At 74.8% G+C, this 23,081-nt stretch carries 22 protein-coding genes; 6 read left to right on the top strand and 16 right to left on the bottom strand.

Annotation, left to right across the window (positions count from 1 at the left end; translation table 11 throughout):
- Positions 1 to 146, bottom strand: a 146-nt coding sequence (locus AKI01S_RS29560) for an NAD-dependent epimerase/dehydratase family protein (RefSeq protein ID WP_157420234.1), incomplete at its 3' end; no start/stop codon positions are given.
- A 92-nt stretch (positions 147 to 238) separates the two neighbouring features.
- Here AKI01S_RS29560 and AKI01S_RS29555 point away from each other — a divergent pair.
- Together AKI01S_RS29555 and AKI01S_RS29550 are read left to right on the top strand one after the other, a co-directional pair.
- Positions 239 to 631, top strand: a complete 393-nt coding sequence (locus AKI01S_RS29555; protein ID WP_067825098.1) for a winged helix-turn-helix transcriptional regulator — start codon at positions 239 to 241, stop codon at positions 629 to 631.
- A gap of 167 nt (positions 632 to 798) precedes the next feature.
- Positions 799 to 1,533 (top strand): metal-dependent hydrolase, encoded by a 735-nt coding sequence (locus AKI01S_RS29550; RefSeq protein WP_174567427.1) that lies wholly within the window; start codon positions 799 to 801, stop codon positions 1,531 to 1,533.
- 33 nt (positions 1,534 to 1,566) lie between these two features.
- Here the strand turns inward: AKI01S_RS29550 and AKI01S_RS29545 are convergent, their stop codons facing one another.
- From AKI01S_RS29545 to AKI01S_RS29535, 3 genes are read right to left on the bottom strand one after another with little or no spacing between them, the layout of a single operon-like run.
- Entirely contained in the window at positions 1,567 to 2,118 is a 552-nt protein-coding gene (locus AKI01S_RS29545) for a hypothetical protein (protein ID WP_157420233.1), read from the bottom strand.
- Positions 2,115 to 3,668 carry an ATP-binding protein gene (locus tag AKI01S_RS29540; RefSeq protein ID WP_067825094.1) on the bottom strand — a complete coding sequence of 518 codons (1,554 nt, stop codon included), beginning with the start codon at positions 3,666 to 3,668 and terminating at the stop codon, positions 2,115 to 2,117. Before AKI01S_RS29540 ends, AKI01S_RS29545 begins: the two co-directional genes overlap by 4 nt.
- A complete protein-coding gene (locus AKI01S_RS29535) occupies positions 3,665 to 4,339 on the bottom strand; it encodes a response regulator (protein ID WP_067825092.1) in 675 nt (224 codons plus the stop codon). The genes AKI01S_RS29540 and AKI01S_RS29535 overlap by 4 nt, the downstream gene beginning before the upstream one ends.
- A 100-nt stretch (positions 4,340 to 4,439) precedes the next feature.
- Between AKI01S_RS29535 and AKI01S_RS29530 the strand changes: the two genes are divergently transcribed.
- Positions 4,440 to 6,140 carry a hypothetical protein gene (locus AKI01S_RS29530; RefSeq protein WP_157420232.1) on the top strand — a complete coding sequence of 567 codons (1,701 nt, stop codon included), beginning with the start codon at positions 4,440 to 4,442 and terminating at the stop codon, positions 6,138 to 6,140.
- Positions 6,141 to 6,180: 40 nt separating this feature from the next.
- On the opposite strand, the gene AKI01S_RS29525 is transcribed toward AKI01S_RS29530, so the two are convergent.
- On the bottom strand, positions 6,181 to 7,275 hold the full coding sequence (locus AKI01S_RS29525) for a baeRF3 domain-containing protein (protein ID WP_067825088.1): 1,095 nt from the start codon (positions 7,273 to 7,275) through the stop codon (positions 6,181 to 6,183).
- Between the two features lie 197 nt (positions 7,276 to 7,472).
- On the opposite strand from AKI01S_RS29525, the gene AKI01S_RS29520 reads away from it, so the two are divergent.
- Complete coding sequence (locus tag AKI01S_RS29520; RefSeq protein ID WP_067825086.1) at positions 7,473 to 8,543, top strand: S1C family serine protease; 1,071 nt, start codon at positions 7,473 to 7,475, stop codon at positions 8,541 to 8,543.
- Positions 8,544 to 8,591: 48 nt separating this feature from the next.
- Here AKI01S_RS29520 and AKI01S_RS29515 read toward each other — a convergent pair whose 3' ends face one another.
- A complete protein-coding gene (locus tag AKI01S_RS29515; protein ID WP_067825084.1) occupies positions 8,592 to 9,110 on the bottom strand; it encodes a TetR/AcrR family transcriptional regulator in 519 nt (172 codons plus the stop codon).
- Positions 9,111 to 9,189: 79 nt separating this feature from the next.
- Here AKI01S_RS29515 and AKI01S_RS29510 point away from each other — a divergent pair, with 79 nt between their 5' ends.
- Positions 9,190 to 10,050: an LLM class flavin-dependent oxidoreductase gene (locus AKI01S_RS29510; RefSeq protein WP_218009859.1), complete on the top strand. Its 861-nt coding sequence runs from the start codon at positions 9,190 to 9,192 to the stop codon at positions 10,048 to 10,050.
- Between the two features lie 3 nt (positions 10,051 to 10,053).
- Here AKI01S_RS29510 and AKI01S_RS29505 read toward each other — a convergent pair whose 3' ends face one another.
- The 10 genes from AKI01S_RS29505 to AKI01S_RS29460 form a co-directional block, all read right to left on the bottom strand.
- Positions 10,054 to 11,742: a class I adenylate-forming enzyme family protein gene (locus tag AKI01S_RS29505; protein ID WP_067825082.1), complete on the bottom strand. Its 1,689-nt coding sequence runs from the start codon at positions 11,740 to 11,742 to the stop codon at positions 10,054 to 10,056.
- A 94-nt stretch (positions 11,743 to 11,836) separates the two neighbouring features.
- Positions 11,837 to 12,766 (bottom strand): LLM class F420-dependent oxidoreductase, encoded by a 930-nt coding sequence (locus AKI01S_RS29500; RefSeq protein ID WP_067825080.1) that lies wholly within the window; start codon positions 12,764 to 12,766, stop codon positions 11,837 to 11,839.
- A gap of 58 nt (positions 12,767 to 12,824) precedes the next feature.
- Positions 12,825 to 13,481 (bottom strand): response regulator transcription factor, encoded by a 657-nt coding sequence (locus AKI01S_RS29495; protein WP_067825078.1) that lies wholly within the window; start codon positions 13,479 to 13,481, stop codon positions 12,825 to 12,827.
- Positions 13,478 to 14,719 carry a sensor histidine kinase gene (locus AKI01S_RS29490; protein WP_245681826.1) on the bottom strand — a complete coding sequence of 414 codons (1,242 nt, stop codon included), beginning with the start codon at positions 14,717 to 14,719 and terminating at the stop codon, positions 13,478 to 13,480. The genes AKI01S_RS29495 and AKI01S_RS29490 overlap by 4 nt, the downstream gene beginning before the upstream one ends.
- 318 nt (positions 14,720 to 15,037) lie before the next feature.
- Positions 15,038 to 17,083 (bottom strand): bifunctional copper resistance protein CopD/cytochrome c oxidase assembly protein, encoded by a 2,046-nt coding sequence (locus tag AKI01S_RS29485; RefSeq protein WP_067825076.1) that lies wholly within the window; start codon positions 17,081 to 17,083, stop codon positions 15,038 to 15,040.
- Positions 17,076 to 17,678 (bottom strand): copper resistance CopC family protein, encoded by a 603-nt coding sequence (locus AKI01S_RS29480; RefSeq protein ID WP_067825074.1) that lies wholly within the window; start codon positions 17,676 to 17,678, stop codon positions 17,076 to 17,078. Before AKI01S_RS29480 ends, AKI01S_RS29485 begins: the two co-directional genes overlap by 8 nt.
- Before the next feature lie 93 nt (positions 17,679 to 17,771).
- Positions 17,772 to 19,430 carry an AMP-binding protein gene (locus tag AKI01S_RS29475; RefSeq protein WP_067825072.1) on the bottom strand — a complete coding sequence of 553 codons (1,659 nt, stop codon included), beginning with the start codon at positions 19,428 to 19,430 and terminating at the stop codon, positions 17,772 to 17,774.
- A 39-nt stretch (positions 19,431 to 19,469) separates the two neighbouring features.
- On the bottom strand, positions 19,470 to 20,747 hold the full coding sequence (locus tag AKI01S_RS29470) for a DUF5685 family protein (protein WP_067825070.1): 1,278 nt from the start codon (positions 20,745 to 20,747) through the stop codon (positions 19,470 to 19,472).
- Between the two features lie 131 nt (positions 20,748 to 20,878).
- Positions 20,879 to 22,177, bottom strand: coding sequence for a tetratricopeptide repeat protein (locus tag AKI01S_RS29465; protein WP_067825068.1), 1,299 nt, complete (start codon positions 22,175 to 22,177; stop codon positions 20,879 to 20,881).
- Positions 22,178 to 22,192: 15 nt separating this feature from the next.
- Positions 22,193 to 22,543 carry a PucR family transcriptional regulator gene (locus AKI01S_RS29460; RefSeq protein ID WP_439951691.1) on the bottom strand — a complete coding sequence of 117 codons (351 nt, stop codon included), beginning with the start codon at positions 22,541 to 22,543 and terminating at the stop codon, positions 22,193 to 22,195.
- A gap of 94 nt (positions 22,544 to 22,637) precedes the next feature.
- Here AKI01S_RS29460 and uraH point away from each other — a divergent pair, with 94 nt between their 5' ends.
- Positions 22,638 to 22,970, top strand: a complete 333-nt coding sequence (uraH, locus tag AKI01S_RS29455) for a hydroxyisourate hydrolase (RefSeq protein WP_067825064.1) — start codon at positions 22,638 to 22,640, stop codon at positions 22,968 to 22,970.
- Positions 22,971 to 23,081 lie beyond the last annotated feature (111 nt).

The following is a 23,081-nucleotide window of genomic DNA, read 5'->3' as shown; positions in this document are numbered from 1 at the left end:
ACGGCGCCGGCGTCGGCGGCGTCGAGCCGGGCGGTGCCCTCGGCTCCGCGGCGGGTGGTGCCGGTGACCTCGTGGCCGCGGGCGCGCGCCTCGGCGGCGACCCGGCTTCCGATCATGCCGGTGGCCCCGATGAGCAGGATCTTCATGGTTCTCCAGTCGCTCGGTGTCGTCCTGACACGGTGACAGTATCCATTGGATACTGGTTACTACAACGTTCCATTGGTACCTTGGGGAAACTATGGAGGACTCCCTGCGTCCCGGAGACGCCTTCGACCCGAACTGCCCGACCCGCCTGGTCCTGGACCGCATCGGCGACAAGTGGTCGGTGCTGGTGGTGCTGAGCCTGCTGGACGGGCCGCGCCGCTTCACCGAGCTGCGGGACACGATCGGCGGCGTCACGCCCAAGGTCCTCACCCAGACCCTGCGGGTGATGGAACGCGACGGGCTGCTGACCCGCGAGGTGTTCGCCGAGGTGCCGCCGCGCGTGGAGTACGCGCTGACGCCGCTCGGCCGTTCCCTGCGCGCCCCGATCGAGGCCGTCACCGCCTGGGCCGAGGCGAACGTGGGCGCGGTCGTGGCGGCCCGCGCCCGCCACGACGAGCGCGTCTCCCCCGCGGCCGCGACCGGCTGACCCCCGGAACCCCGCCCCGCCTTCCGCCGTCCAACCGGACGTAACGCGCACACCGGCGTGCCGCGCCAGGAAACGATCGAATGCGGGCTAGAGTCGCGGGCTGGCGGACCGGCGACGGGGCCCGGACCGGCGACGCGGCTGCGGAGGAAGGCGGGGGATCAGCGGCGATGATGGGCAAGACGCACGCCCTGAGCGGGGCGCTGGCGTGGCTGGGCGCGGTGCCGCTGCTCACCCAGCACGACCTGCTCGGCGACTACGCGGTGAAGCTGTCGCCCGAGCAGATGCTCGCCGGGGCGGTGGTGTGCGCGGGCGCGGCGCTGCTGCCCGACGTCGACCACCACAACGGCCGCATCGCCAACACCTTCGGTCCGATCACCCAGACGTTCTGCAAGTACGTCGGGAAGATCTCCGGCGGGCACCGGATGGCGACCCACTCGATCCTGTTCGCGGTCGCGATGGGCTTCGCGATGGACTGGCTGGCCACCAACTACGTCTACGGCTGGTGGGCGGCGCTGTTCGTCATCGTGGGGTTCGGGCTGCGCGGTGTCGGCTTCGACTTCGAGGGCAGGGAGCCGCAGTCGGCGCTGGCCGACTGCGCGCTGGCGGGCCTGGCGGTGTGGCTGATGCACGACCTGGACATGAGCTTCGTCGGGTTCGCGGTCACCCTCGGCTGCCTGGCGCACGTGCTGGGCGACTGCCTGACGCCGCGCGGCTGCCCGGTGCTGTGGCCCGCGCCGTGGCGGCTGGAGATCCCCCTGGTGCCGCGCACCGACGGCACCGTGGAGCGGTTCGTGGTGATGCCGCTGCTGCTGCTCGGCGTGGTGATCCTGACGCTGCGCTCGGTGCTGGGCGACGTCGCCGCCGACTGGATGCACGCGCACGGCTGGATCGACCGCGGCTGACCCGCACCGCCCCGCGCGGCCGGCCAACGCGGGTCAGCGCAGGTCGGCGTGGTCCGCGCAGCGCAACCGCAGGTCGCCCGGGCGTTTCCGGGCCAGCACGTCCGCTTCCGGGTCGGTCATGAGAAGGGTGCGGCGCACGCCGCGGACCGCCTCGGCCGTGCAAGCGACCTGGCCGAGCGCGAGCCGCGACCAGCGGCGCTTGCTGCTCGTTTCGACCACCAGTTCGCCCGTCGAGCCGATCTCGTCCGCCACCGTGGTCTCGCCGACGTCGTCGGGGGGCACCCCGCCGTACTCGGTCAGGCGCAGTTCGAGACCGCGCGGGATCGCGGTGGTCAGGCCGGCGTTCCTCTCCTCCGTGGTGAGCGGGACGCCGAGCTGGGTGACCCCGAGAAAGGGGTGGCCGGGCAGGCCCGGCCGCCGCACCGGGACCAGGCGGTTCCGTTTCACCAGGTAGATCGTGACCGGCTCGGGGCGGTAACCGGAGACGGGCTTGCTGCCCGCGTCGATGATCCCGGTGGGCCGGACGCCGCAGGCGGCCGTCGCCAGCAGCACCGGGACGAGGGCCGCGGCCAGCACGCTTCTCATCCGTCCCTCCCGTCCGAGCCGTCCAGGCCGTCCAGGCCGTCCAGGCCGTCCGCCTCCTCCGGTCCGAGGGGCAGCCACGCGGTGAAGACCGCGCCCGCGCCGGGGGCGTTGGCGGCCTCCAGCGTCCCGCCGTGCAGCACCGCGTTCTCCCGGGCGATCGACAGCCCGAGGCCGCTGCCCTCGCTGCGGGTCCGGGCGGCCTCGGCCTTGACGAACCGGTCGAACACCACCGGCAGCAGGTCCTCGGAAAGGCCGGGGCCGTGGTCGGTCACGGCGACCCGGAAGCCGGGGCGGCCGTCGCGCTCGGCCGGGCCGTACTCCAGGCGGACCGGGGGCGCGCCGTGCTTGAGGGCGTTCCCGGCCAGGTTGGCGACGACGACGTCGAAGCGGCGCGGGTCGATCCGGGCGATCAGGCCGGCCGGGCCGTCCACCGTGACGCGGCCGGTCCAGCCGCGCGCGGCCAGGGTCCCCGCGACGGCCTCCCCGACCAGCACGTCGTCCAGTTGCAGGGCCGCCGCGCCCGCGTCGAACCGGCTGATCTCGATGAGGTGCTCCACCAGGATCCCGAGCCGCCGGGTCTCCGCGGCGACCAGCCGGGCGGCGGTGCCGCCCGGCTCGGTGGCCGCGGCGTTCTCGGTCAGCACGTCGGTGACGGCGAGCATGGAGGTGAGGGGCGTGCGCAGCTCGTGGGAGACGTCGGCGACGAACCGGCGGGAGGCCGCGTCCATCGCGCGCAGCTCGGTCACCGTGCGTTCCAGGGCGTCGGCGGTGGCGTTGAACGTGCGCGCGAGGTCCGCCAGCTCGTCGCGGCCGCGTTCGGGGATCCGGACCGTCAGGTCGCCGTCGCCGAGAGCGCGGGCGGCGCGGCCGAGCCGCCGCACCGGACGCAGCACGCCGCGCGTGGCCGCCAGCGCCAGCAGCAGGGCCGCGGCGAGGGCGGCGGCGTCGGCGATGACGACCGAACGGGTGAACGACCGCAGCTCGCGCGCCTCGCTCTCCAGGCTGACCGACACGAACACGATGGGCGGGGTGGTGCGCTGCGGCTCCTTGGCCGTCGTGACGTAGTTGCCCGCGTGCGCGCCGATCAGCAGGTAGGGCTTGCCCCGGCGGACGATCCGCTGGAAGACCATGCCCCGCGTGGCGCGCCGGGCGAACTCCTGGGAGACCGGGACGTGCAGGGCGTCCTCCCTGGGGGAGCCGGGGTCCGCCGCGGGGACGGGCACCGCGATCGGGCCGTCGAGCGCCAGCGGTCCGGCGTAGGCGCGCCGGTCGTCACGGCCGTAGGTGAGCCGGAAGGTCAGGTCGCCGGAGACCGTCCCCACGGCGTCGGGCGGCAGCCGCGACGGGACCGTGCGGGCGACGACCCCGCGGACCTCGGTGAGCGCGGTGTCCTGGGCGCGTTGCAGCATCGAGCGGCGGACCAGCACGTAGGCGATGCCGGAGGCGACCACCGACGCCAGCAGCGCCACCGCCACGAACGCCGCCGCCAGCCGGGGCCGCAGGCCCGTGAACCAGTAGCGGGACGGCCTCCGGGGCAGGCGCGGTCTCACGGCGCGGTGAAGCGGTAGCCGAAACCGCGCACGGTCTCGATCAGCCGGGGCGTGGCGGGCTCGTCCTCGACCTTGGCGCGGACCCGCTGCACGCAGGCGTCCACCAGTCGCGAGTCGCCGGGCCGGTCCAGGTCCCACACCGCCGCCAGCAGCTGCTGGCGGGTCATGGCGTGGCCGGGGCGGCGGGTCAGCTCCAGCAGCAGCCGCAGTTCGGTGGGGGTGAGGTGGACGTCGCGGCCGTTCTTGGTGACCTTCAGCGAGCTGCGGTCGATCACCAGGTCGCCGTAGGCGGAGCGGTCGTTGTGCGTCTGCTCGGCGCGGCGCAGCACCGCGCGGATGCGGGCGTCCAGCACGCGCGGCTCGACCGGCTTGACCACGTAGTCGTCGGCCCCGGCCTCCAGGCCGAGCACCACGTCCAGGTCGTCGCCGCGCGCGGTGAGCAGGATCACCGGGAGGGTGTCGTCGCGGCGGATGCGGCGGCACACCTCGATGCCGTCGATGCCCGGCAGCATCACGTCCAGCACCGCGATCTCGGGGCGGCGCGCGCGCAGCGCGTCCAGCCCGTCCTCGCCGGTGGTGCGGGAGGTCACCTGGTGTCCCTGCCGGCTCAGCGCCAGCTCCAGGGCGGCGCGGGCGGCCGGATCGTCCTCGACGAAGAGAATGCTCGCCATCCAGGCATTATCCGGCAAGGAACGATCTTCGCACGGAATGTCACGAGATCCGGACATCTCCCCGACATGATCAGGACAGCCCGCGCCGACGGTGGTGGGCATGATGTTGACGCTCCCTCCCCCGGCCGTCGCCGCCGCGCGCGATCGCCGTCCGGTGCCGCCCCGGCGGCTGGCCCTGCTGCTGGTGCTCGGCTGGGCCGGCCAGGTGTGCGTGCGGCTGTGGATGGCGCGGACCCGCACGGGGCCGGCCGCCGTGCCCGACGAGAGCGGCTACCTGGCCGCGGCGCGCCTGCTGGCGGGCGGCCCCGGCGCGGACCTGTCGGGCCACACCTTCTACCAGGGCGGGTATTCGCTGCTGTTCACCCCCGCGTACTGGGTGACGCACGACCCGGCGACCGTGTACCTGCTGGTGATCGTGCTCAACGCGCTGGTCGGGGCGGCGGTGTTCCCGCTGGGGTACGCGGCGGCGCGGCGGCTGGGCATGGCGCCGGGGGCGGCGCTGACGGTCTCGTGGGCGGCGGCGCTGCTGCCCGCGGTGACGTTCTTCGGAGCGTTCGCGCTGGCCGACGCGGTGCTGCCGGCGGCGTCGCTGGGGTGGCTGCTGCTGCTCGACCGGTTCGCGCGCGACGGGCGGGTCGCGGACGCGGCGGGGGCGAGCGCGGTCGCCGCGTACGCCTGCGCCGTGCACACGCGCGGCACGATCCTGCTGGCGGTGCACTGCGCGGCGCTGGCGGTCCTGGCGTTCCGCAGGCTCCGCCCGGCGCTGTTCGGGATCGCGGTGGCGGTGTCCGGGTACGCGGCGGCCGGGGCGCTGAACGACCGGCTCCGGGCGGAGCTGTACCCGGGCGGCGTGCGGGACCTGGGCGACAACGTCGTGACGCGGCTGACCACCGTCGAGGGCCAGGCGTGGGCGCTGTCGGGCGCGGCCGGGCAGCTGTGGTACCTGGTCGTGTCCACGTGGGGGCTGGGCGGCGTCGGGCTGGTGGCGGTCGCGGCGGCGCTGGCGCGGCGGCGCGCGGCGTTCGGGACGCGGGTGATGGCCGGGACGCTGCTGGTGGTGACGCTCGGGATCGCCTACGCGTCGTCGGCGGCGCTGCCCGACGAGCACCGTGTCGGGAACTTCGCCTACGGGCGCTACCTGTCGTGCCTGGCGCTGGTCCACACGCTGGTCGGGCTCGCGGTGCTGGCGCGCGCCGGAACGCGGACCGCCGTGCGCTGCGCGCTCGGCGCGGGCGCGGTGCTCGCGGTGACGGGGGCGTGGGTGATGGCGTACGCCGGGAAACGGCTGCGCACCCACCTGTACATCGCCTTCGACTTCCCCGAGACCAACTTCCTCACGTTGGACCAGAAGGGGTTCCATCTGCCGGAGGCGTCGCTGGCGGCGCTCGGGCTGGTGGCGGCGTTCCTGGTGGCGCGGAGGTTCGGGTGGACGGCGGTGGCGGTCGCGCTGGCGGCGGTGAACCTGGCCGCGCTCACCTTCACCATGGGGACGTCGTCCAGGCGCGTCGTCCCCGTGCTCCCGCTGCCCGGACCGGCGGCGGGCGGGGTCGCCGTCGACGTCAACGCGCACTGGCGCACCCACGTCAGCCTGGTGGACCAGGTGTGGTGGACGCGCATCGGCCGCGTCGACGTGCGCGCCGGAGTTCCCGCGGACGTCTGCACGGTCGTGGTGCCGCGCGCCGCCGGGGCCGCCGTCGAGTCGACGTGGCCCGGCCACCCCGCCGGATGGCGGGCCCACACCGGTGAGACGGCCGGGCACGCGTGGGTGGCCTGGCGGGCCCCCTCCTGCCCCGCGCGCTGAGAGGGGCCCGGCCGACGCGGCCGGGCCCCTTCCGCTCCCCTCAGAAGCGGACGACCAGCGCGATCCGGTTGTGGTCCACCAGGAACCCGTCGGACACGAACGTCACCTCGCCGCCGTACTCCAGCGTCGTCTCGATGACGTGGTCCACCACGTCGTCGACCACGTCGGCCCCCCGCAGGGCGCCGAGCCTCCCCTCGACCGGGATCAGCTCTCCGCCGGTCGCGACGGCCGGGGCGTAGTAGCCGCGCTCGACGACCAGGTGCTCGCCGCGGCCCTCGTCCACCAGCCGCTTGACCTCGTTGACGCCGCTGGCGTACCGCCGCAGGCCGCGGGCGGCCTCCAGCTCGGTGAGGACCGCCACCTCCCGCAGGTCCTCGTAGGACTGGAGCACCGGCCGGACCAGCTCCAGGAGCCGGGTGGCGGACGCGCCCTCGTAGCTGCCGTCGATGCGGCCCGCGATGGTGATGTCGGGCCCGGCGGCCTCCTCGAAGAACGCCTGGTGGCGGGTCGCCCCCGCGACCACGACCGGGCGGCGGTCGTGCTTGAGCACGTTCTCCAGCGCGGCCACCACCTGCTTCATGTGGTTGCGCTGCCGGCCGTCGCCGTGCGGGACGCCGCGCCGCGAGAGCCGCCCGCCGGCCTCCTCGTCGATCGGCGCGGGCCGCAGCGGGAACCCGTCGTCCGGGTGCTCCGCCAGCGTTCCGGCCTGGCCGTCCCACAGCCGGAAGCAGTCCTCCGACAGCGACAGCAGCCAGTAGCGGGGGCTGCGCACGAACGCGGCCACCAGGTCGCGGGTGGCGAAGGTGGTGTCCACGACGACGCGCTCGTCGACCTTCTGGTCGACGGTGAACGCGTGCCGCTCCCCGTCCGGCGCGGCGAACAGCACCAGGCCGTCCTCGGCGTGACGCAGGTCCACCTCGCCGGCCGCCTCCTCCAGCCCGCGGACGACCTGGTCCGCGGCGGCGGCCGGGACCCGCGTGTCCTCCTGGAGGCGGCGGCGCACCTCGGCCAGGAAGTTGCGGAGGCGGATGGGGTCCTGCCGGTTCTCCGGGGCGCGCCGACTGGTCGGCATCAGCACCGAGACGGCCGGGAAGGCGCGCGGCTTGCGCAGTTCGGACAGAGTAACGGCGTCCATGATCCCCCGATCGGAAGTCCTTCTCCTCTGTTGCCTCTTTTGTAACTAATCGCAGGTAAACGACGTGTAAGCGGGGCTCTAGGATCGCGGCCGCTTCAAGGCGGGGCCGCCCCACCACCAAGATCACCCAGTGGCCGGGCGGCGGCGGGGCTGGATCGCCCGCCGGCGGGGCATGACCCTCGTGGAGGTGGATCGTCGTGCACACCAGGATCGACGCGCGCGCCCGCGCGGGCGCGCTGGCCCTCGCCGGAACGCTGCTGCTGGCGGGTTGCGCGGGAGGCGACACGAGGCCGGGGGCGGCCCCGTCCCGCTCCACCGCGCCCACGGTCGGCGGCGCGGCCGGCCAGCTTGAGCAGCAGTACGAGAAGGTCGTGGCCGACGTCCTGCCGTCGGTGGTGGAGATCCAGACCGACGGCGGCGAGGGCTCCGGCGTGGTCTACGACGACCGGGGCCACATCGTCACCAACGCGCACGTCGTGATGGGCGCCCGCGAGATCGAGGTGCGGGCGGCCAACGGCGGCCGGCCGCTCCGGGCGGAGCTGGTCGGCGCGTTCGCCGCCGACGACCTGGCGGTGGTGCGGGTGTCGGGCGCGTCGCTGCGACCGGCCCGGTTCGGCGACTCGGGCGACCTGAAGGTCGGCCAGATCGTGCTGGCCATGGGCAACCCGCTGGGGCTGTCCAGCAGCGTCACCAACGGCATCGTCTCGGCGCTGAACCGGACGGTGTCCACCAAGCGCGAGGGAGCGTTCCCCGGCGCGACGATCGGCAACTCCATCCAGACCAGCGCGGCCATCAACCCCGGCAACAGCGGCGGCGCGCTGGTCACGTTGAACGGCGAGGTCGTCGGCATCCCGACCGCCGCCGCCTCCGACCCGCAGATGGGCGGCGCGGCGCCGGGCATCGGGTTCGCCACCCCCAGCAACACCGTCAAGGCGATCGCGCCGCAGCTCATCCAGAACGGCCGCGTCACCAACTCCGGCCGCGCCGCCCTCGGCGTCACGATCCGCACGGTCGTGGACCCGTCGACGTACCAGCCGGCCGGGCTGGGTGTGGTGGAGGTCACCCGCGGCGGCCCGGCCGACAAGGCGGGGATCCGTCCCGACGACGTCATCGTCGCGGTCAACGGCACCCCGACCCCGACACAGACGGCGCTGGCGGAGGTCCTGGTGCAGCTCAAGCCCGGCGCCACCGCGAAGGTGGAGGTGCAGACGCCGGGCGCCGGGAGGCGGACGGTGGACGTCACCCTCGGCGAGTTGCCCGCCTCCTGACCCCGCCCGGGACCGGCGGCGGGATCGGCCGCGGGATCGGCGGCGGGATCAGCGGCGCAGTCCGTCGAGGACCACGACGGCCAGCGCGTCGTCGGCGCGCGCGCCCGGCCGGCAGACCAGCGCGCTGACCACCTCGACCACCTGGTCGGGCGTCAGGTCGGCGCGGAGCGCGCCCTCCTTCTGGGCGCGCTCGGCGAGCCCGGCGAGCAGGGCGGTGACCTCCTGCTGGAGGGCGAGGCGCTCCGGCGGCGCGGCCTCGGCGGCCAGGGTCTTCACCAGCGCGAGCGGCAGTCCCGCGCAGTGCCGGACGACGCGCAGCAGCGCGTCCCATCCGTCCCGGTCGGGCGCGTCCTCGCGGCGGCCGAACGCCAGGATGTCGCGCAGCGTGCCCGCCGCGACCTCCTCCAGCAGCGCCCGCCGGTCGGGGAAGTGCCGGTAGAGGGTGCCCACACCGACCCCGGCGGCCCGCGCGATGTCCTCCATCGGGACGTCGGGGCCGCGCTCGCCGAGCAGGGCCAGCGCGGCGTCGGTGATGCGCCGCCGGTTGCGCCGCGCGTCGGCTCGCATCGTCCACCCCTCTCGACCGGAATACCGGATTCAGGTTAGCATCCGGAACCGGAGGATCCGATTCATGTTAGGAGCGGGCATGGACATGCGCATCGGGGTGGCACGCCTCGCGGACGGGCCGGTGGCGGAGCTGGTCGGCTGGGCGCGGGCCGCCGCCGCGGCGGGGCTGGACGGCGCGTTCCTCGGCCAGCACCTGGGCGGGGACGCGGTGCTGGCGGCGGCGGTCGTGGGCCGGGAGGTGCCGGGGATCGAGGTGGGCACGGCCGTGGTGCCGACCCCGCCCCGGCACCCGCGCGTGCTGGCCGGGCAGGCGCTCACCGCCCAGGAGGTCACCGGCGGGCGGTTCGCGCTCGGGGTCGGGCCGGGGCACGGTCCGGTGATGGAGGAGGTCTTCGGGGTCGCGGCCGAACCGCCCGCCCGGCACACCCGCGCGTACCTGACGGCGTTGCGGACGCTGCTGCGCGACGCGCCGCCGGGCGTCACGCCACCGCCGGTGCTGGTCGGCGCGCTCGGCCCGGCCATGCTGCGGGTCGCCGGTGAGCTGGCCGACGGCGTGGTCACCACCTGGACGGGCGTGGCGGCGGTCGCCGGCCACGTCGTGCCGCGCGTCGGCCGGGCCGCCCGGGAGGCCGGGCGTCCGGCGCCGCGCGTGCTGGTGGGGGTGCTGATGGCGCTGACCGGCGACCCCGAGGGCGCCCGGGACGATCTGGCGGCGCGGCTGGGGCCCGCCGGGGACCTGCCCGCCTACCGGGCCGCGCTGGACCGGCAGGGATTGTCGGGCGTGCACGAGACGGTCGTGGCGGGCGACGAGCGGGAGATCGAACGGCGGGTGCGCGCGTTCGCCGACGCCGGGGCCACCGACCTGCTGGTGAGCGGGCTCGGGGACCCGGCCGCGCAGGGCCGGCTGCTGGAGGTGCTCGGGGCCCTGCGCGGCCGGTGAGGCCTACAGGCGGTCGCGCAGCTCGCGCTTGAGGATCTTGCCCGCGGCCGAGACCGGGATCTCGTCGACGAAGCGGATCTCGCGCAGCTTCTTGTACGGGACGACCTGCGCGTTGACGTAGGCGAGCAGGTCGTCCTCGGTGATCTCGCCGGAGCGGACGACGAACGCGGTCGGCAGCTCCCCGGCCACCGGGTCCGGGCGGCCGACCACGGCGGCGGTCGCGACGGCGGGATGGGAGTAGAGCTTCTCCTCCAGCTCGCGCGGGTACACGTTGTAGCCGTTGTAGAGGAGCATGTCCTTCTTGCGGTCGACGATGGACAGGTAGCCGTCCTCGTCGAGCACGCCGATGTCGCCGGTGCGCAGCCAGCCGTCCTCGCCCAGCACCTCGGCGGTGGCGTCGGGGCGGTTCAGGTACCCGGCCATGACCTGCGGGCCCTTGGCGCAGACCTCGCCCTCCTCGCCGGGCGGCAGGCCGGGGGTGGCGTCGGTGACGGTCGCGGCGTCCACCGGGACGATCTTGATCTGGGTGTCGGCGACCGGGCGGCCCACCGTGCCGACCTTGCGGACGCCCGACACCTGCGCCGGGTTGGTGGTCAGGCCCATCGACGCCTCGGTCAGCCCGTACGCCTCCACGACGATCGCCTCCGGGAACGTCGCCCGCAGCCTGGCGATCATGTCGTGCGACAGCGGCGCGGCCCCGGAGCGGATCGCCTGGACCCTCGACAGGTCGCGTTCGGCGAACGACGGGTCGGCCAGCAGCGCGGAGAACAGCGCGGGCGCGCCGCCCAGGGCGGTGGCGCCGAACTTCTCCATGTCGGCCAGGAACGCGGGCACGTCCAGGCGCGGATGGCTGACGACCGTGACGCCCGCCAGCATCTGGGTGCTGAGGTAGCCGATGGTGCCCATCGCGTGGAACCAGGGCGCGACGTTGACGAGCACGCCCTCGCCGAGCGGCACCGGGTACTCGGCCGGGTCGGACTCGCCGTCCAGGCGCAGGCCGCCGTCCTCGTCCAGGCCCGGCACCAGGCCGGACGCGGCGCAGGCGTACTGCAGGACGTTCACCACGACGTTGCGGTGCGGCAGCATGACGCCCTTGGACCGGCCGGTGGTGCCGCCGGTGTAGGCGATGTGCGCCAGGTCGCGGGCGGTGTCGATGTCCACGGCGGGCGGCTCGTCCGGCTGCCCCTCCCCGACCCGCTCGAACGCGACGCCGTCGGCCGCGAACGCCCCGTCGCACACCGCCGCGACGTCCACCGGCCCCAGCGCCCCGGCGAGGACGACCGTCTTCACCTGGGTCCGGCCGACCGCCTCGGCGACCGCGCCCGCGACCAGGTCCAGCGTCACCACGGCGACCGCGCCGCAGTCGTCGAGCTGGAACGCCAGGTCGTCCACCGGCAGCAGCGGGTTGCACGGCGAGAACGTCGCGCCCGCCATCAGCGTCCCGTAGTAGGCGACGGCGAACTCGGGGACGTTCGGCAGGTGCAGCGCCACCACGTCGCCGCGCCCGATGCCGCGCGCCCGCAGGCCGTGGGCGAACCGGGCCGACTCGCGCGCCAGCTCGGTGAAGGGGATGTCGCGGCCCATGTAGTGCAGGGCCGTCCGGTCGCCCCAGCGCCGCGCGGCGCCGGTCAGGATCGCGCCCACCGGCACGTCGGGGTAGTTCAGGGAGGTCGCAGGAGACGTCGCGCCCATCGTCGTCCTTCCGTCAGCACGCGGGTACGCGGATCCGCACGGATGCCGCAGAGCAAATGGAATCGCGTTCGGTTCTCCGAGCGCAAGAGCGCGCTTACCTCAGATGTCCGATGACGGGCGCGAACGCGTCCAGGAAGGGGCCCTGCACGGTGATGTAGGTGAAGCCGTAGCGCTCGCGGTTCTCGCGGAGCCGCTCGGCCATCTGCTCCACGGTCCCGATCAGCAGGTACGGCGTCTCCAGGACCTCCTCGACCGACAGGTTCGGCAGCCGTTCGGCGACCTGCGCGGCCGTTCCGCGCCGGTCGTCGGTGACGACGACGAACTGCACCATCAGGTTCAGCTCCGGGTCGCGGTCCCCGGCGTGCTCGCGGATGAACGCCACGCGTTCGGCGGCGTGCTCGGCCGTCCCGATCGTGAACGTCCCCGGCGGCTGCCCCTTGACCTGGTGCGTGCCCGCGAGCCCGACGATGTCGGCGTGCCGGGCCGCCAGCCGCAGCACGGTGTCGCCGGTGCCGCCGACCAGCAGCGGCGGCCCGTGCCCGCCGAACCCGTGCCGCTGCACCGGCCGCAGCACCTCCATGCCGTACTGGCTCCGCAGCGGCTCCTGCTCCGGGTAGCCGGGGCCGCCGAACGCCCCGGCCATCTCCTCGATCGTCCGCTCCAGGTGCTCGACCCGCTCCCCGAACGGCCGCCACGGCAGCCCCGCCGCGTCGAACTCCCACTTCATGTGCCCGGCCCCCAGGCCGACCTCCAGCCGCCCGCCGGTCAGCCGGTCGGTGGTGGCGATCTCGCGGGCCAGCAGGTGGGGGTTCCAGAACGCGGCGTTCAGCACGAACGTGCCGACCCGCAGCCGCTCGGTCGCCTCGGCCGCCGCGACCAGCGTGGGGAACGGCGCCGGGGCGCCCAGATGGTCGGGCATCAGCGCCACGTCGTACCCGAACTCCTCGGCCCGGCGGCAGTACGCGGCGAACTCCTCGCGCGACCGGACCTCGAACACGTTGAATCCGAACCGGAAATCCCGCATGCCCGTGATCCTCTCCCCGGCCCGGCGTCCCGTCGAGGGGTGATCGCCGCCGGCGAAATCAGCCGGGCGTGATGAACCCCGTCTCGTAGGCGAGGATCACGGCCTGGGTGCGGTCGCGGGCCTGGAGCTTGGCCAGCACGTTGCCGACATGGGTCTTGACGGTCTGCGGGCTGACGAACAGCTCGGCGGCGATCTCGGCGTTGGAGTGGCCCCGGGCCATCAGGCGCAGGACGTCGGCCTCGCGTTCGGTGAGCCGCTCGTGCCAGCGCGCCCCGGGCCCGCCGCGCCCGCCGGTGCCGTGCTCGGCGGCCAGCGCCCGGATCGCGGCCGGGAACAGCAGGCTGTCGCCGGTCGCCACCATCCGGATCGCCTGCAGGATCTCCTCGGGCCGGGCCCGCTTCAGCAGGAAGCCGCTGGCCCCGGCCTTGAGCGCGTCGTAGACGTACTCGTCGTTCTCGAACGTGGTCACCACGATGACCCGGGGCGGCTCGGGGACGCTGCCCACGATGCGGCGGGTGGCCTGGATGCCGTCCAGCCGCGGCATCCGCACGTCCATCAGGATCACGTCCGGCGCCAGCGACGCGACCGCGCCGGGCACCTCGGCCCCGTCGGAGCACTCGCCCACCACGGTCATGTCCGGTTCGGCGGACACGATGGCGGCCAGCCCCGCGCGGATCAGCCGTTCGTCGTCCACCAGCAGCACCTTGATCGTCATGACGCGGACCCTAGCGGCAGTGAGACGGTCATGCGCCACGCGCCGTCCTCGGGACCGGCCGTCATCTCGCCGCGCAGCACGGTGACGCGGTCGCGGATCCCGCCGATCCCGCTGCCGCCGCCCCTGCGGGTCGCGCGCCGCGCGCCCAGGGGATTGCTCATCTCCACCTCCAGCCGGTCGCCGCGCACCTCCACGCGCAGCCGCACCGGGACCTTCCCGGCGTGCCGCAACGCGTTGGTCAGCCCTTCCTGGACGATCCGGTACGCCTCCCGCGACACCGCCGCCGGCACCCTCTCGACGTCGGCGTCCAGGGCGGCGTCGACCTTCACCCCGGCGATCCGGGTCTGCTCCAGCAGGCGGTCCAGGTCCCGCAGGGTGGCCTGCGGCGCGGTCCGCGACGGCCGTTCCTCCCGCAGCAGCCCGAGCACGTGGTCCAGGTCCTCCAGCGCCGCGCGCGCCGACTCCTCGATCGCCCCGAGCGCCTCGCGGGCGAACCCCGGATCGCTGTCGAGCACCCGTCCCGCGGCCGCCGCCTGCAACGTCACCACGCTGAGGGCGTGCCCGACCGAGTCGTGCAGCTCCCGGGCCAGCCGGGTGCGCTCGGCGAGGCGCCGGGCGCGTTCCTCCAGCTCGGCGACGCGCTCGGCGGGCGAGGGCCCCAGGAACACCGGGGCGACCCGGCTCAGCGCCTGCCCCGCCAGCACGATCAGGGCGAGCAGCACCGCCAGCGTCAGCACCCCGGCGGGCGGCGCCAGCCACAGCGCGTCGCTCTGCTTCCACGCCTGGACCGGGCTGGGTTCGGCGGCGGTGCCCAGCCCCCAGTCGGTGACCGGCAGCAGCAACAGCAGGACCGCGAACGGCGGGACCGCCAGGCTCATCGCCGCGATGACCACGCCCACGTGCAGGTGCAGGCTGAACCACGCCCCGGTGCGCACCCGCGTCTCCCACGACCGCGACGCCCGGGGGGTCAGCTCCGCGCTGGCCCCGCCCAGCAGCTCCCGGACCGCCGCCCCCTCCAGCGCCCGGACCTGCGGCACCAGCCCGGTGACGAACGCCGCCGGGATGGGTGACAGGAACACCAGCAGCACCACCACCAGCGGATGGTCCACCAGCGGCAGGGCGGACGTCAGCAGCAGCCCGAGGAACCAGTACGGCATGAGCAGGGCGCCGCCGCCGACCAGGTACGACCAGCGACGCCAGGTGGCCCGGTCCGAGACCGGGCGGAGAACGCGCAGCACCCCCCGATCCTCGCAGAGCACGGAACCCGCCGTCCTCACCCGGGACGACGGGCCCACTCCCCCACCCGGGGGATCCACCACAAGGCGCAGCCGTGCGACGACTCCCGCGCCCCCACAGCGCGGCGCAGCCGCGCAACAGCACGACGCAGCCGCGCAACGGCTCCTGTGCCCCTTACAGCACAGCGCAGCCACGCAACGGCCTCATGCCCCCCACAGCGCGGCGCAGCCACGCAACGGCTCCCGTGCCCCTTACAGCGCGGCGCAGCCGCGCAATGGCCTCATGCCCCTACAGCGCGGCGCAGCCGTGCGATGTGGTTCTCATTGTTTGTTCTTGCGTTCCTCGTCGCGCTCGGCCAGCTTCGCCAGGCGCGCGTTGTAGGCGGCCAGCTCGTCCTGCTCCGGGGAGTCCTCGCCCCGGGCGGCGGCGCGGTCGGCCTTGCGGTCCTGGCGGCGGGCCTGGCGCTGGTCGTCGAAGAACCACTGGAACGCCAGGAAGAGCAGCACGATGAACGTCGGGATCTCCCCGAAGCCCCAGGCGATCGCGCCGCCGGTGTGCTGGTCCTTGATGATCGAGGTGCCCCAGTCGGGGTGGACGGCGGTGTACCAGGCGCGGGCGAGGGGCTCGCCGAGGTTCATCAGGGCGATGCCGAAGAACGCGTGGAACGGCATCGTGACGAACAGCAGCAGGATCCGCCCCGGGTAGGGCAGCTTGCGGGGGGCGGGGTCCACGCCGATCAGCACCCAGAAGAACAGCGCGCCGGAGGCGAAGAAGTGCACCATCATCGCGATGTGCCCGAGGTGGTTGCGCATCGCGGCCTCGAACAGCGGCGTGAAGTACAGCGCGAACGTCGACACCACGAAGATGATCGTGGCGACGGCCGGGTGCGCGATGACCGCGACGTAGCGGCTGTGCAGGATCGCCGTCAGCCACTCGCGCGGCCCCCGGTCGCCCCGGACCCTGGCGGGTTTGAGGGCGCGCAGCGCCAGGGTGGCCGGCGCGCCCGCCACCAGGAAGATCGGCGTGAGCATGTTCAGCACCATGTGCTGGACCATGTGGACGCTGAACAGGATCGGCGCGTACCGGGCGATGCCGGTCTGGGTGACGACCACGATGGTGAGCAGCCCGACGAACCAGGCGACGGTCCGCATGACCGGCCAGGAGTCGCCGCGCCTGCGCAGGCGGACCACCCCGGCCAGGTAGAGGCCGCCGAGGGCGAGGACCAGCGCCGCGAAGAAGAAGTCGAACGTCCACAGCGTCGCCAGCCGCCCCGGCGTGATCGCGGGCGGCATGTCGTAGCCGATGAGGGCCTTGACCGGGCTCTCCTCCTCGGCGGGCGCGGGCGGCGCGGTGCGGGCCAGCGCGACCGCCAGGCCCATGGTCGCCGACATGATCGCGGTCTCGACCACGGCGAGCCGGGTGAACGCCCACGGCCTGCGCTCGGCGAGGGCGGGCAGCGTGCGGCCCCGGTGCCACCAGCCGAACACGCCCAGCACGGCGAACAGCACGATCTTGCCGAGGGCCAGCCGCCCGTAGTCCGTGGTCAGCAGCTCGGTCGGGTCGGGCAGGCGGGCGATGACGTTCACGAGGCCGCTGGCGCCGACGACGATGTAGCACCACAGCGCCATCCGGCTGAACCGGTCGGCCATGACGTCCAGGCGGTCGCGTCCGCTGAGCGCGTGGACGCCGACGACGACCAGGCCGCCGACCCACGGCGCGACCGCCATCACGTGCAGCGCGACGCCGGTGACGGCGACCGAGTGGTTGGCGGCCGAGGCCGAGTGGCCGGTCAGCGGGGGCGGCAGCAGCGCGATCACGGCCAGCGCCAGCAGGCCCGCGCCCGCGCCGGGCGAGGCGGCGGTCCGCGCCAGCAGCGCCACCACCACCGACAGCAGCACCACCAGCATCAGCGCGGTGCCCTGCGGAAGCTGGCCGACGTAGCTGCTGAGCTCGCTGCCCGCGACGACCTCGGTGACCGGCTGGCCCAGCACGTCGGAGACGGTGAACACCAGCGTCGCGGCGGCGGCGACGGCCCAGGCGGCGGCCAGCCACGACGCGGCCCGGACGTAGGCGGTGCCGTCCTCCGACAGCCGGGTCGCGCCCCGGCCGCCCTCCAGCGGCAGCAGCGCCACGGCGGCGACCAGCGCGCCGACGGTCACGGCGGCGGTCAGGTCCATCAGCATCCGCGACAGCGGCAGGCCCCAGCGGGTCAGCGCGCCCGCGTCGGCCAGGCCGGGGATGACCTTCTCGGCGACCGCGCCGCCCAGCACCAGCCCGGCCACCAGCACGACGACGGCCGCCGCCAGGGCGGCCGCGCCCGCGGTGACCACGGAGCGGACGACGCGGGGCGCGGTGGCGCTACTCACCCTTGCCGCCCATCGGGTGCCGGCGCCTGGCGCGGAACACGATCAGCATCCCGATCCCGATGCCGAGCAGCCCGCCGATGCCGATCATCACCCAGGTCACGGCGCCGGAGGACTTCTTCTCCGGCGCGCTCACGGCCCTGGCGGGCGTGCCGTGCGGGGCGGGGGTGGTGGGAGCGGCGCTCGCGGTGGGGGTGGCCGTGGCCCGGCCCTCCTCGGCGGTGAACGCCAGGTCCTCGTTCTGGATCGGGTGCCCGTCCTCGCCGACGACCCGCCAGGCGACGGTGTACCTCCCGGGGGGCAGCGCGCGCTCGAGCGGCTGGGTGACGGTCCGGTCGGACCGCGCGGCGTCCCCGGTCTGGAACTCCTCGCCCTCCTCGTTCCGGACCACGACCTTCGCGGCGCGGATCCGGTCGCTGAACACCGGCGCGACCTCGGTCACGTTCGCGGCGGTGGCGTCCTTGCCGGGCGTGCTGCTGATCAGCCTCGTGTGCGCCGACGCGGGCGCGGCGAACAGGCCGCCGAGGGCGGCCAGGAACACGGCGAGCAGCCCCGCCAGCAACGCGGGCCGCCGCGACGGCAGTCTCTTGGTCATCATGGGAGGCCGGAATTCTCCAGATCGGGTCGGACGGGCCTTCCCAACCCTACTTACGCGGCGCGATGCGGGGGGCGGGGGGCGGGAACAGCGCGATCACAGCGTGTCCAGGACGTGGGCGCGGCCGTGGGCGGCGAACGCGGCGTCCCACCCGGCCGCCCGCTCCGGCGTCAGGGGCTCGTAGGAGAGGTCGCGGCCGGGACGCCACCAGACCCGTCCCGTCGCCTCCCAGCGGGCGCGGCGCAGCGGCCGTTTGTCGACCTTGCCGGTGGCCGTCAGCGGCATCTCCCCGACGATCCGCACGAACCGCGGCGCCCACTTGGTGCCCAGGTCCGGCTGGGCCTCCAGGAACCGCGCGAACTCCTCGGGATCGAACTCCCCGCGCAGCTCCAGGGCCGCCATCACCTGGTCGCCCGTCCGGGGGTCGGGAACGGGGTACACCGCGCACATCACCACCGGGTCCCACCGGGCCAGGACGCGTTCGACGGGCGCGGCGGCGAAGTTCTCGCTGTCCACGCGCAGCCGGTCGGTGCCGCGCCCGGCGAAGTAGAAGTAGCCGTCGGCGTCGCGGTAGCCGAGGTCGCCGCTCCAGTAGCGGCCGTCGCGGACGCGTTCGGCGTCGGCCGCGGGGTCGTCGTAGTAGCCCTCGAACGCGGCGGCGACGTTCAGCCCGACGATCTCGCCGATCGCCTCGCCGGGGTTCAGCAGCCCGCCGTCGGGGCCGAACCGGGCGCGCGGGCACTCCGCGCCGGTGGCGGGGTCGCAGACGGCGACCTCGACGCCGTGCTGGGGCAGGCCGAGGGCGTCGGGCGGCGTCCCGGGGACCTTGTGCAGGGCGATGGCCCCCTCGCTGGAGCCGTAGCCCTCGATGACGCGGCAGCCGAAGCGCGCGGCGAAGCGGGCCATGTCCTGCCCGGACGCCTCGGTCCCGAACGCCGCCCGGAGGGGGTTGTCGGCGTCGCCGGGCCGTTCGGGGGTGGCCAGGATGTAGGCCAGGGCGCGGCCGACGTAGTTGAAGTAGGTCACGCCGTAGCGGCGGACGTCGGGCAGGAAGCCGGAGGCGGAGAAGCGGCGGCGCAGCGCGACGGTCGCGCCGGTCGCGGTGGCCATCGCCAGGTTCGCCATGATCGCGTTGCCGTGGAACAGCGGCATCGCGCAGTAGGTGACCGAGTCGCGGGTGAGCCCCATCAGGTCGGCGCGGGCGGCGATGGCCGCCAGCCTCCCCTGGCCGCACACGACGGCCTTGGGGCGGCCGGTGGAGCCGGAGGTGAACAGCAGCAGCAGCCGGTCGGACGGGGAGATCGCGGCCAGGTCGGGTTCGGGGGCGTCCCCGGGCGGGGCCGCGCGGTGGGCACCGGTGCCGGTCAGCAGGACGCGGTCGGCGGGGACGCCGGTGTCCAGGCCGTCGAGCAGGGCGGCGTGGGCGGTGTCGGTGACGATCAGGTCGCAGTCGGTGTGCCGGATGTCGGCGGCCAGCCCGGCGCCGCGCCGGGTGGGGTTGATCCCGACCAGGGTGGCCCCGGCGAACGCCGCCGCGCCGATCCAGAAGACGTACTCGGGGACGTTCTCCAGCAGCACCCCCACGTGCCGGGGACGGCCCTCGGGGGCGGGGCACAGGGCGGGGAGCAGCGCGGCCCTGGCGCGGGCCGCCCGGACCACCTCGTCCCAGGTGTGGACCTCGTCCTCGAAGAGCAGGCCCGGACGGGGATCCCCGGCCCGGGCCGCCAGTACTTCCGCGAAGGTCGCGTGCGCCACGCCGCGAGGTTCTCACCCAAGCAGACGCTTGGTCAAGGATCAGGCGCCGCAGTCGCAGCAGCACCCGTCGCACTTGCAGCAGTCGCAGCACTTGCAGCAGTCGCCGCAGTCACCGCAGTTGGGGCAGTCGCAGCAGTCGTCGCAGTGCCGGGTCACCCAGCAGCGGTCGTCCCACTTCCTGCCGTGGTACTTGGCCCACTCCGGCTGGTGCAGGCCGCAGGTGGGGCAGGTCGCGAAGCTGAACACCAGGCAGGGCACCGGAAAGGACGGCCGGGGACCCTTGCGGCCGTGCCCGTGGCCCCCGCCGCCGTGTCCCCCGCCGCCGTAGCCGCCGTGGCCGCCGGGCGGAGGCCCCCAGCCGCCACCTCCGGCAGCGTGCGGCGGGGGCGGCGGGTACGCTCCGTGCCCCTGGTGGCCGTAGGGGTTCTGGTGCCCGTAGGGGCCCTGCGGCGGCGGCCCGCCGGGATAGGCGGCGAAGACCCGGTCCACCGAACGCCGCACCTCGCGGTCCAGCAGCGCGCGGACCAGCCGCCGGTCCTCGAACTCGGCGTCGGCGAGCGCCAGGTGCAGGCCGTGCAGGGCGTCCTCGCAGTGGCGGCGGGCCTCGGCGGGGGTGGTGCCGGTGGCCAGCAGCGGGTTGTAGGCCCCGGCCTCCATGTCCTCGGCGACGTCCTCGACGGCGTCGACCAGGTGCGCCAGGCGGCCGAAGAAGCGGCCCGCCTCGGCGAGGGTCTCGGCGTTGCCCTCCCGGCCAGCCAGGACGGCGGTGTGGGCGAACACGGCGGCCACGGCGGTCTCGGTCGGCTCGGTCAGGTCCAGCAGCGACAGGCCGCTGGCACGTTCCAGCAGGGGCTGGCGGGCGACGGCGTCGCGCAGCACGGCCGGGTCGAAGCCGACGGCCGTGCCGGTGCGCGCCCCGGCGCGGTCCCAGCGGGCCGCCACGCGTTCGGCCGCCGCCGCGACCAGGCGCCGGTCGTAGGGTCCGTCACCGTCGGCGACGTGGTCCCGGGTCTTGCCGGCCGCCAGCAGCAGCGACGCGGCGGCCGCCAGCTGCGCACCCTGCGCGCGGGCCGAGACGACCTGCGCGGGCTTCATGCCGCGCAGCGCGCACGGCCCGGCCTTGCGGCGCGGCGACAGGTCCGGGGCCTGCGCCTCGACCAGCACCGACACCAGCAGGCCGTCGTAGTTGGTGACCAGCCGCGCGGACTGGCCGTGCTGGTCGCGCAGTGTCAGGCACAGCCCGCACAGGTGCGCCATCCAGTCCTCGAACAGCGACCCGCACAGGACATGGCGGCAGGGCCGGACGATTCCGAACATTTACCGAGGACTCCCCTACTCGAACGATCGCGACATTATCCACGGACGCGATCATCGGCGGAGCGGTTCCGTCCGGCCTCGTGCTTCCGGCGGATCCGTGCTTTCGGTGGATCCGTGCTTTCGGCGGACCCCTACACCCCGGCGCAGGTGAGGGCGCGCCGGTAGGCGGCCATCCGGGGCTCGTCGGCGACGTCGGTCTCGGCCAGCAGCTCGGCCAGGTCGAACCACGCCTGCGCGGCCTCGCGGGAGGACTCCATCTCCTCCAGGCAGGTCGCGGCGCGGGTCAGCGACGTCACCGCCTCCTCCCGGCGGCCCTGCCGCACCCGCGCCTCGCCGAGCACCGTCAGCGCGGCGGCGGTCGCCCGGCGCGGGGCCTCGCCCAGCAGGTCCAGGGCCTGGTCGGCCAGCGCGACCGCCTCGGCGGGACGGCCGAGGGCGGTCTCGGCGCGCGCCAGCTCGGTCAGGCACCGGGCGACGTCGGTCTCGCCCGCCGCGCTCGCGCCGATCTCGGCGCGGACCTGGGTGAGCAGCTCGTGGGCCTGTCCGGCGCGGTCGGGGCGGGCGCGCAGCAGCAGCCCGGCGTAGGTGACGCGCAGCCGCGCCAGCGCGCGCGGGTCGTCGTCCTCCCCGGCCAGGGCCAGGGCGCGTTCGGCGAGGGTCACGCCCTCCTCGTACTCGCCGCGCACCTCGGCGACGTAGGCGGCCTCGCGGTAGGCGGCCATCCGGGCGCGCGGGCCGCCGACGCGGTCGGCGCGCTCGACGAGCTGGGCGGCCAGCTGCCGGGCCCGCACCAGGTCGCCGCGCTCGATGAACGCCGCCAGCAGCGCCGCGCCCAGGTGGACGGCCGCGTCGGTGGAGTCGGCCCCGGTCGCCACCAGGTGCCGCAGCGCGTCGTCGGCGACCGCCACGCCCGCGCTGATGTCGCCGCGTTCGCGCAGGCAGCGGCTGAGCGCGACGTGCACCCGCGCCCAGTGGTCGAGGTCGGCCTCGGCCGACGCCTCGGCGGTCAGGGCGCGCAGCTCCTCGATCGCGTGCTCCAGGTCGCCGGTCGCCTCCAGCGCCAGCGCGTGGCCCCAGCGCGCCTGGTGCAGCATCTCCGGCAGCGCCACCGCGTCGGCGTTGGACAGCACCTCGGCGAACCGGTCGCGCGCCTCGGCCGCCGCGCCGCCCAGCAGCGCGATCTCGGCGTAGTCGAGGGTGACCCGCAGCTCGTCGACCACATCCTCGCTGACGCCGCTGACCAGATAGGTCGCCGAGCAGTTCAGCTTGACCGCCAGCAGTTCGATGACGCTGGGCGCCGGCACCCGCTTGTCGCTCTCGATCAGCGAGATGTAGCTGTCGGACAGCTCGGGGAACGCGAGCTGCGCCTGGCTCACCCCCTGCCGCACCCGCAGCGCACGGATCCGCTGCCCGAGAGTCTCCCGATCCATCCTTCGACCACCCGCCTACGAGGTCCCCGCCGGGCGCGTCGCGCGCAGGGCGAGGAAGAAATCGACTCGATCTTCCAGTGTGCCGAGATCCCGCCCGGTCAGCTCCTCTATTCGGCGGATTCGGTACCGAAGTGTGTTCACATGGACATGCAGCCGTGCCGCCGTCCGGTTCCAGGAGCCCGAACAGGCCAGGAAGACCTCCAGCGTGTGCACGAGTTCGGCGTTGCGTCCGCCGTCGTACTCCTCCAGCGGGCCGAGCAGCCGGTCGCGGAACGAACGGCGCACCCGTTCGGGCACGGCGGCCAGCAGCAGCGCGTACGAGTCCACCGCGCCGCCGGTCATCCCCGCCAACTCTCGCGTTCGCACCACGGCAGGCTATAGCGGACCGTTTTCGGCGGTGGCGCGGGCCCTCCCCGCGCCGCTGCCGAAAAGGGCGCGCGACTGCTGCTGTACTTACGGCATGACTGTGTCCACGCACGTCCTCGACACCCGGATCGGCCGGCCCGCCGTCCGCATGCCGATCCGGCTCGACCGCTACGAAGAGGACACCTGGCAGCCCCTCGCCGAGGGGGAGACCGACGACGGCGGCCGCTGGAGCGTTCCGGACGAGGCGCCCGGCGGGGCCGGGCTCTACCGGCTGCGGTTCGGCACCGGCCGCTACTTCGCGGCGCTCGGCGGCGAGACCTTCTACCCCGAGATCGCCGTCATCTTCAACGCTCCCGACCCCGGCGAGCACCACCACGTGCCGCTGCTGCTGAGCCCGTTCGGCTACTCCACCTACCGCGGCAGCTGAGGCGCGCGGGGCCGGAAAGGGCGGCCGGGCGCCCACGGGGCCACCGGTTCGGCCGCGGCGGATCACGGGCAGTTACCCTGTGCTGGCCAAATTCACGATCATGCAGCTGGA

Source organism: Actinomadura kijaniata NBRC 14229, assembly GCF_001552175.1.
In the GTDB taxonomy this organism is placed as follows: domain Bacteria; phylum Actinomycetota; class Actinomycetes; order Streptosporangiales; family Streptosporangiaceae; genus Spirillospora; species Spirillospora kijaniata.
Note: the sequence above shows the minus strand (reverse complement) of the source record. Positions and strands in the feature narration are given on the sequence as shown.

Bases quoted from the DNA above. Each gene is read 5' to 3' on its own strand.
- AKI01S_RS29555 (WP_067825098.1), top strand. From the start codon at position 239: ATGGAGGACTCCCTGCGTCCCGGAGACGCCTTCGACCCGAACTGCCCG.
- AKI01S_RS29550 (WP_174567427.1), top strand. From the start codon at position 799: ATGATGGGCAAGACGCACGCCCTGAGCGGGGCGCTGGCGTGGCTGGGC.
- AKI01S_RS29545 (WP_157420233.1), bottom strand. From the start codon at position 2,118: ATGAGAAGCGTGCTGGCCGCGGCCCTCGTCCCGGTGCTGCTGGCGACG.
- AKI01S_RS29535 (WP_067825092.1), bottom strand. From the start codon at position 4,339: ATGGCGAGCATTCTCTTCGTCGAGGACGATCCGGCCGCCCGCGCCGCC.
- AKI01S_RS29530 (WP_157420232.1), top strand. From the start codon at position 4,440: ATGATGTTGACGCTCCCTCCCCCGGCCGTCGCCGCCGCGCGCGATCGC.
- AKI01S_RS29525 (WP_067825088.1), bottom strand. From the start codon at position 7,275: ATGGACGCCGTTACTCTGTCCGAACTGCGCAAGCCGCGCGCCTTCCCG.
- AKI01S_RS29515 (WP_067825084.1), bottom strand. From the start codon at position 9,110: ATGCGAGCCGACGCGCGGCGCAACCGGCGGCGCATCACCGACGCCGCG.
- AKI01S_RS29510 (WP_218009859.1), top strand. From the start codon at position 9,190: ATGGACATGCGCATCGGGGTGGCACGCCTCGCGGACGGGCCGGTGGCG.
- AKI01S_RS29505 (WP_067825082.1), bottom strand. From the start codon at position 11,742: ATGGGCGCGACGTCTCCTGCGACCTCCCTGAACTACCCCGACGTGCCG.
- AKI01S_RS29500 (WP_067825080.1), bottom strand. From the start codon at position 12,766: ATGCGGGATTTCCGGTTCGGATTCAACGTGTTCGAGGTCCGGTCGCGC.
- AKI01S_RS29495 (WP_067825078.1), bottom strand. From the start codon at position 13,481: ATGACGATCAAGGTGCTGCTGGTGGACGACGAACGGCTGATCCGCGCG.
- AKI01S_RS29480 (WP_067825074.1), bottom strand. From the start codon at position 17,678: ATGATGACCAAGAGACTGCCGTCGCGGCGGCCCGCGTTGCTGGCGGGG.
- AKI01S_RS29470 (WP_067825070.1), bottom strand. From the start codon at position 20,747: ATGTTCGGAATCGTCCGGCCCTGCCGCCATGTCCTGTGCGGGTCGCTG.
- AKI01S_RS29465 (WP_067825068.1), bottom strand. From the start codon at position 22,177: ATGGATCGGGAGACTCTCGGGCAGCGGATCCGTGCGCTGCGGGTGCGG.
- uraH (WP_067825064.1), top strand. From the start codon at position 22,638: ATGACTGTGTCCACGCACGTCCTCGACACCCGGATCGGCCGGCCCGCC.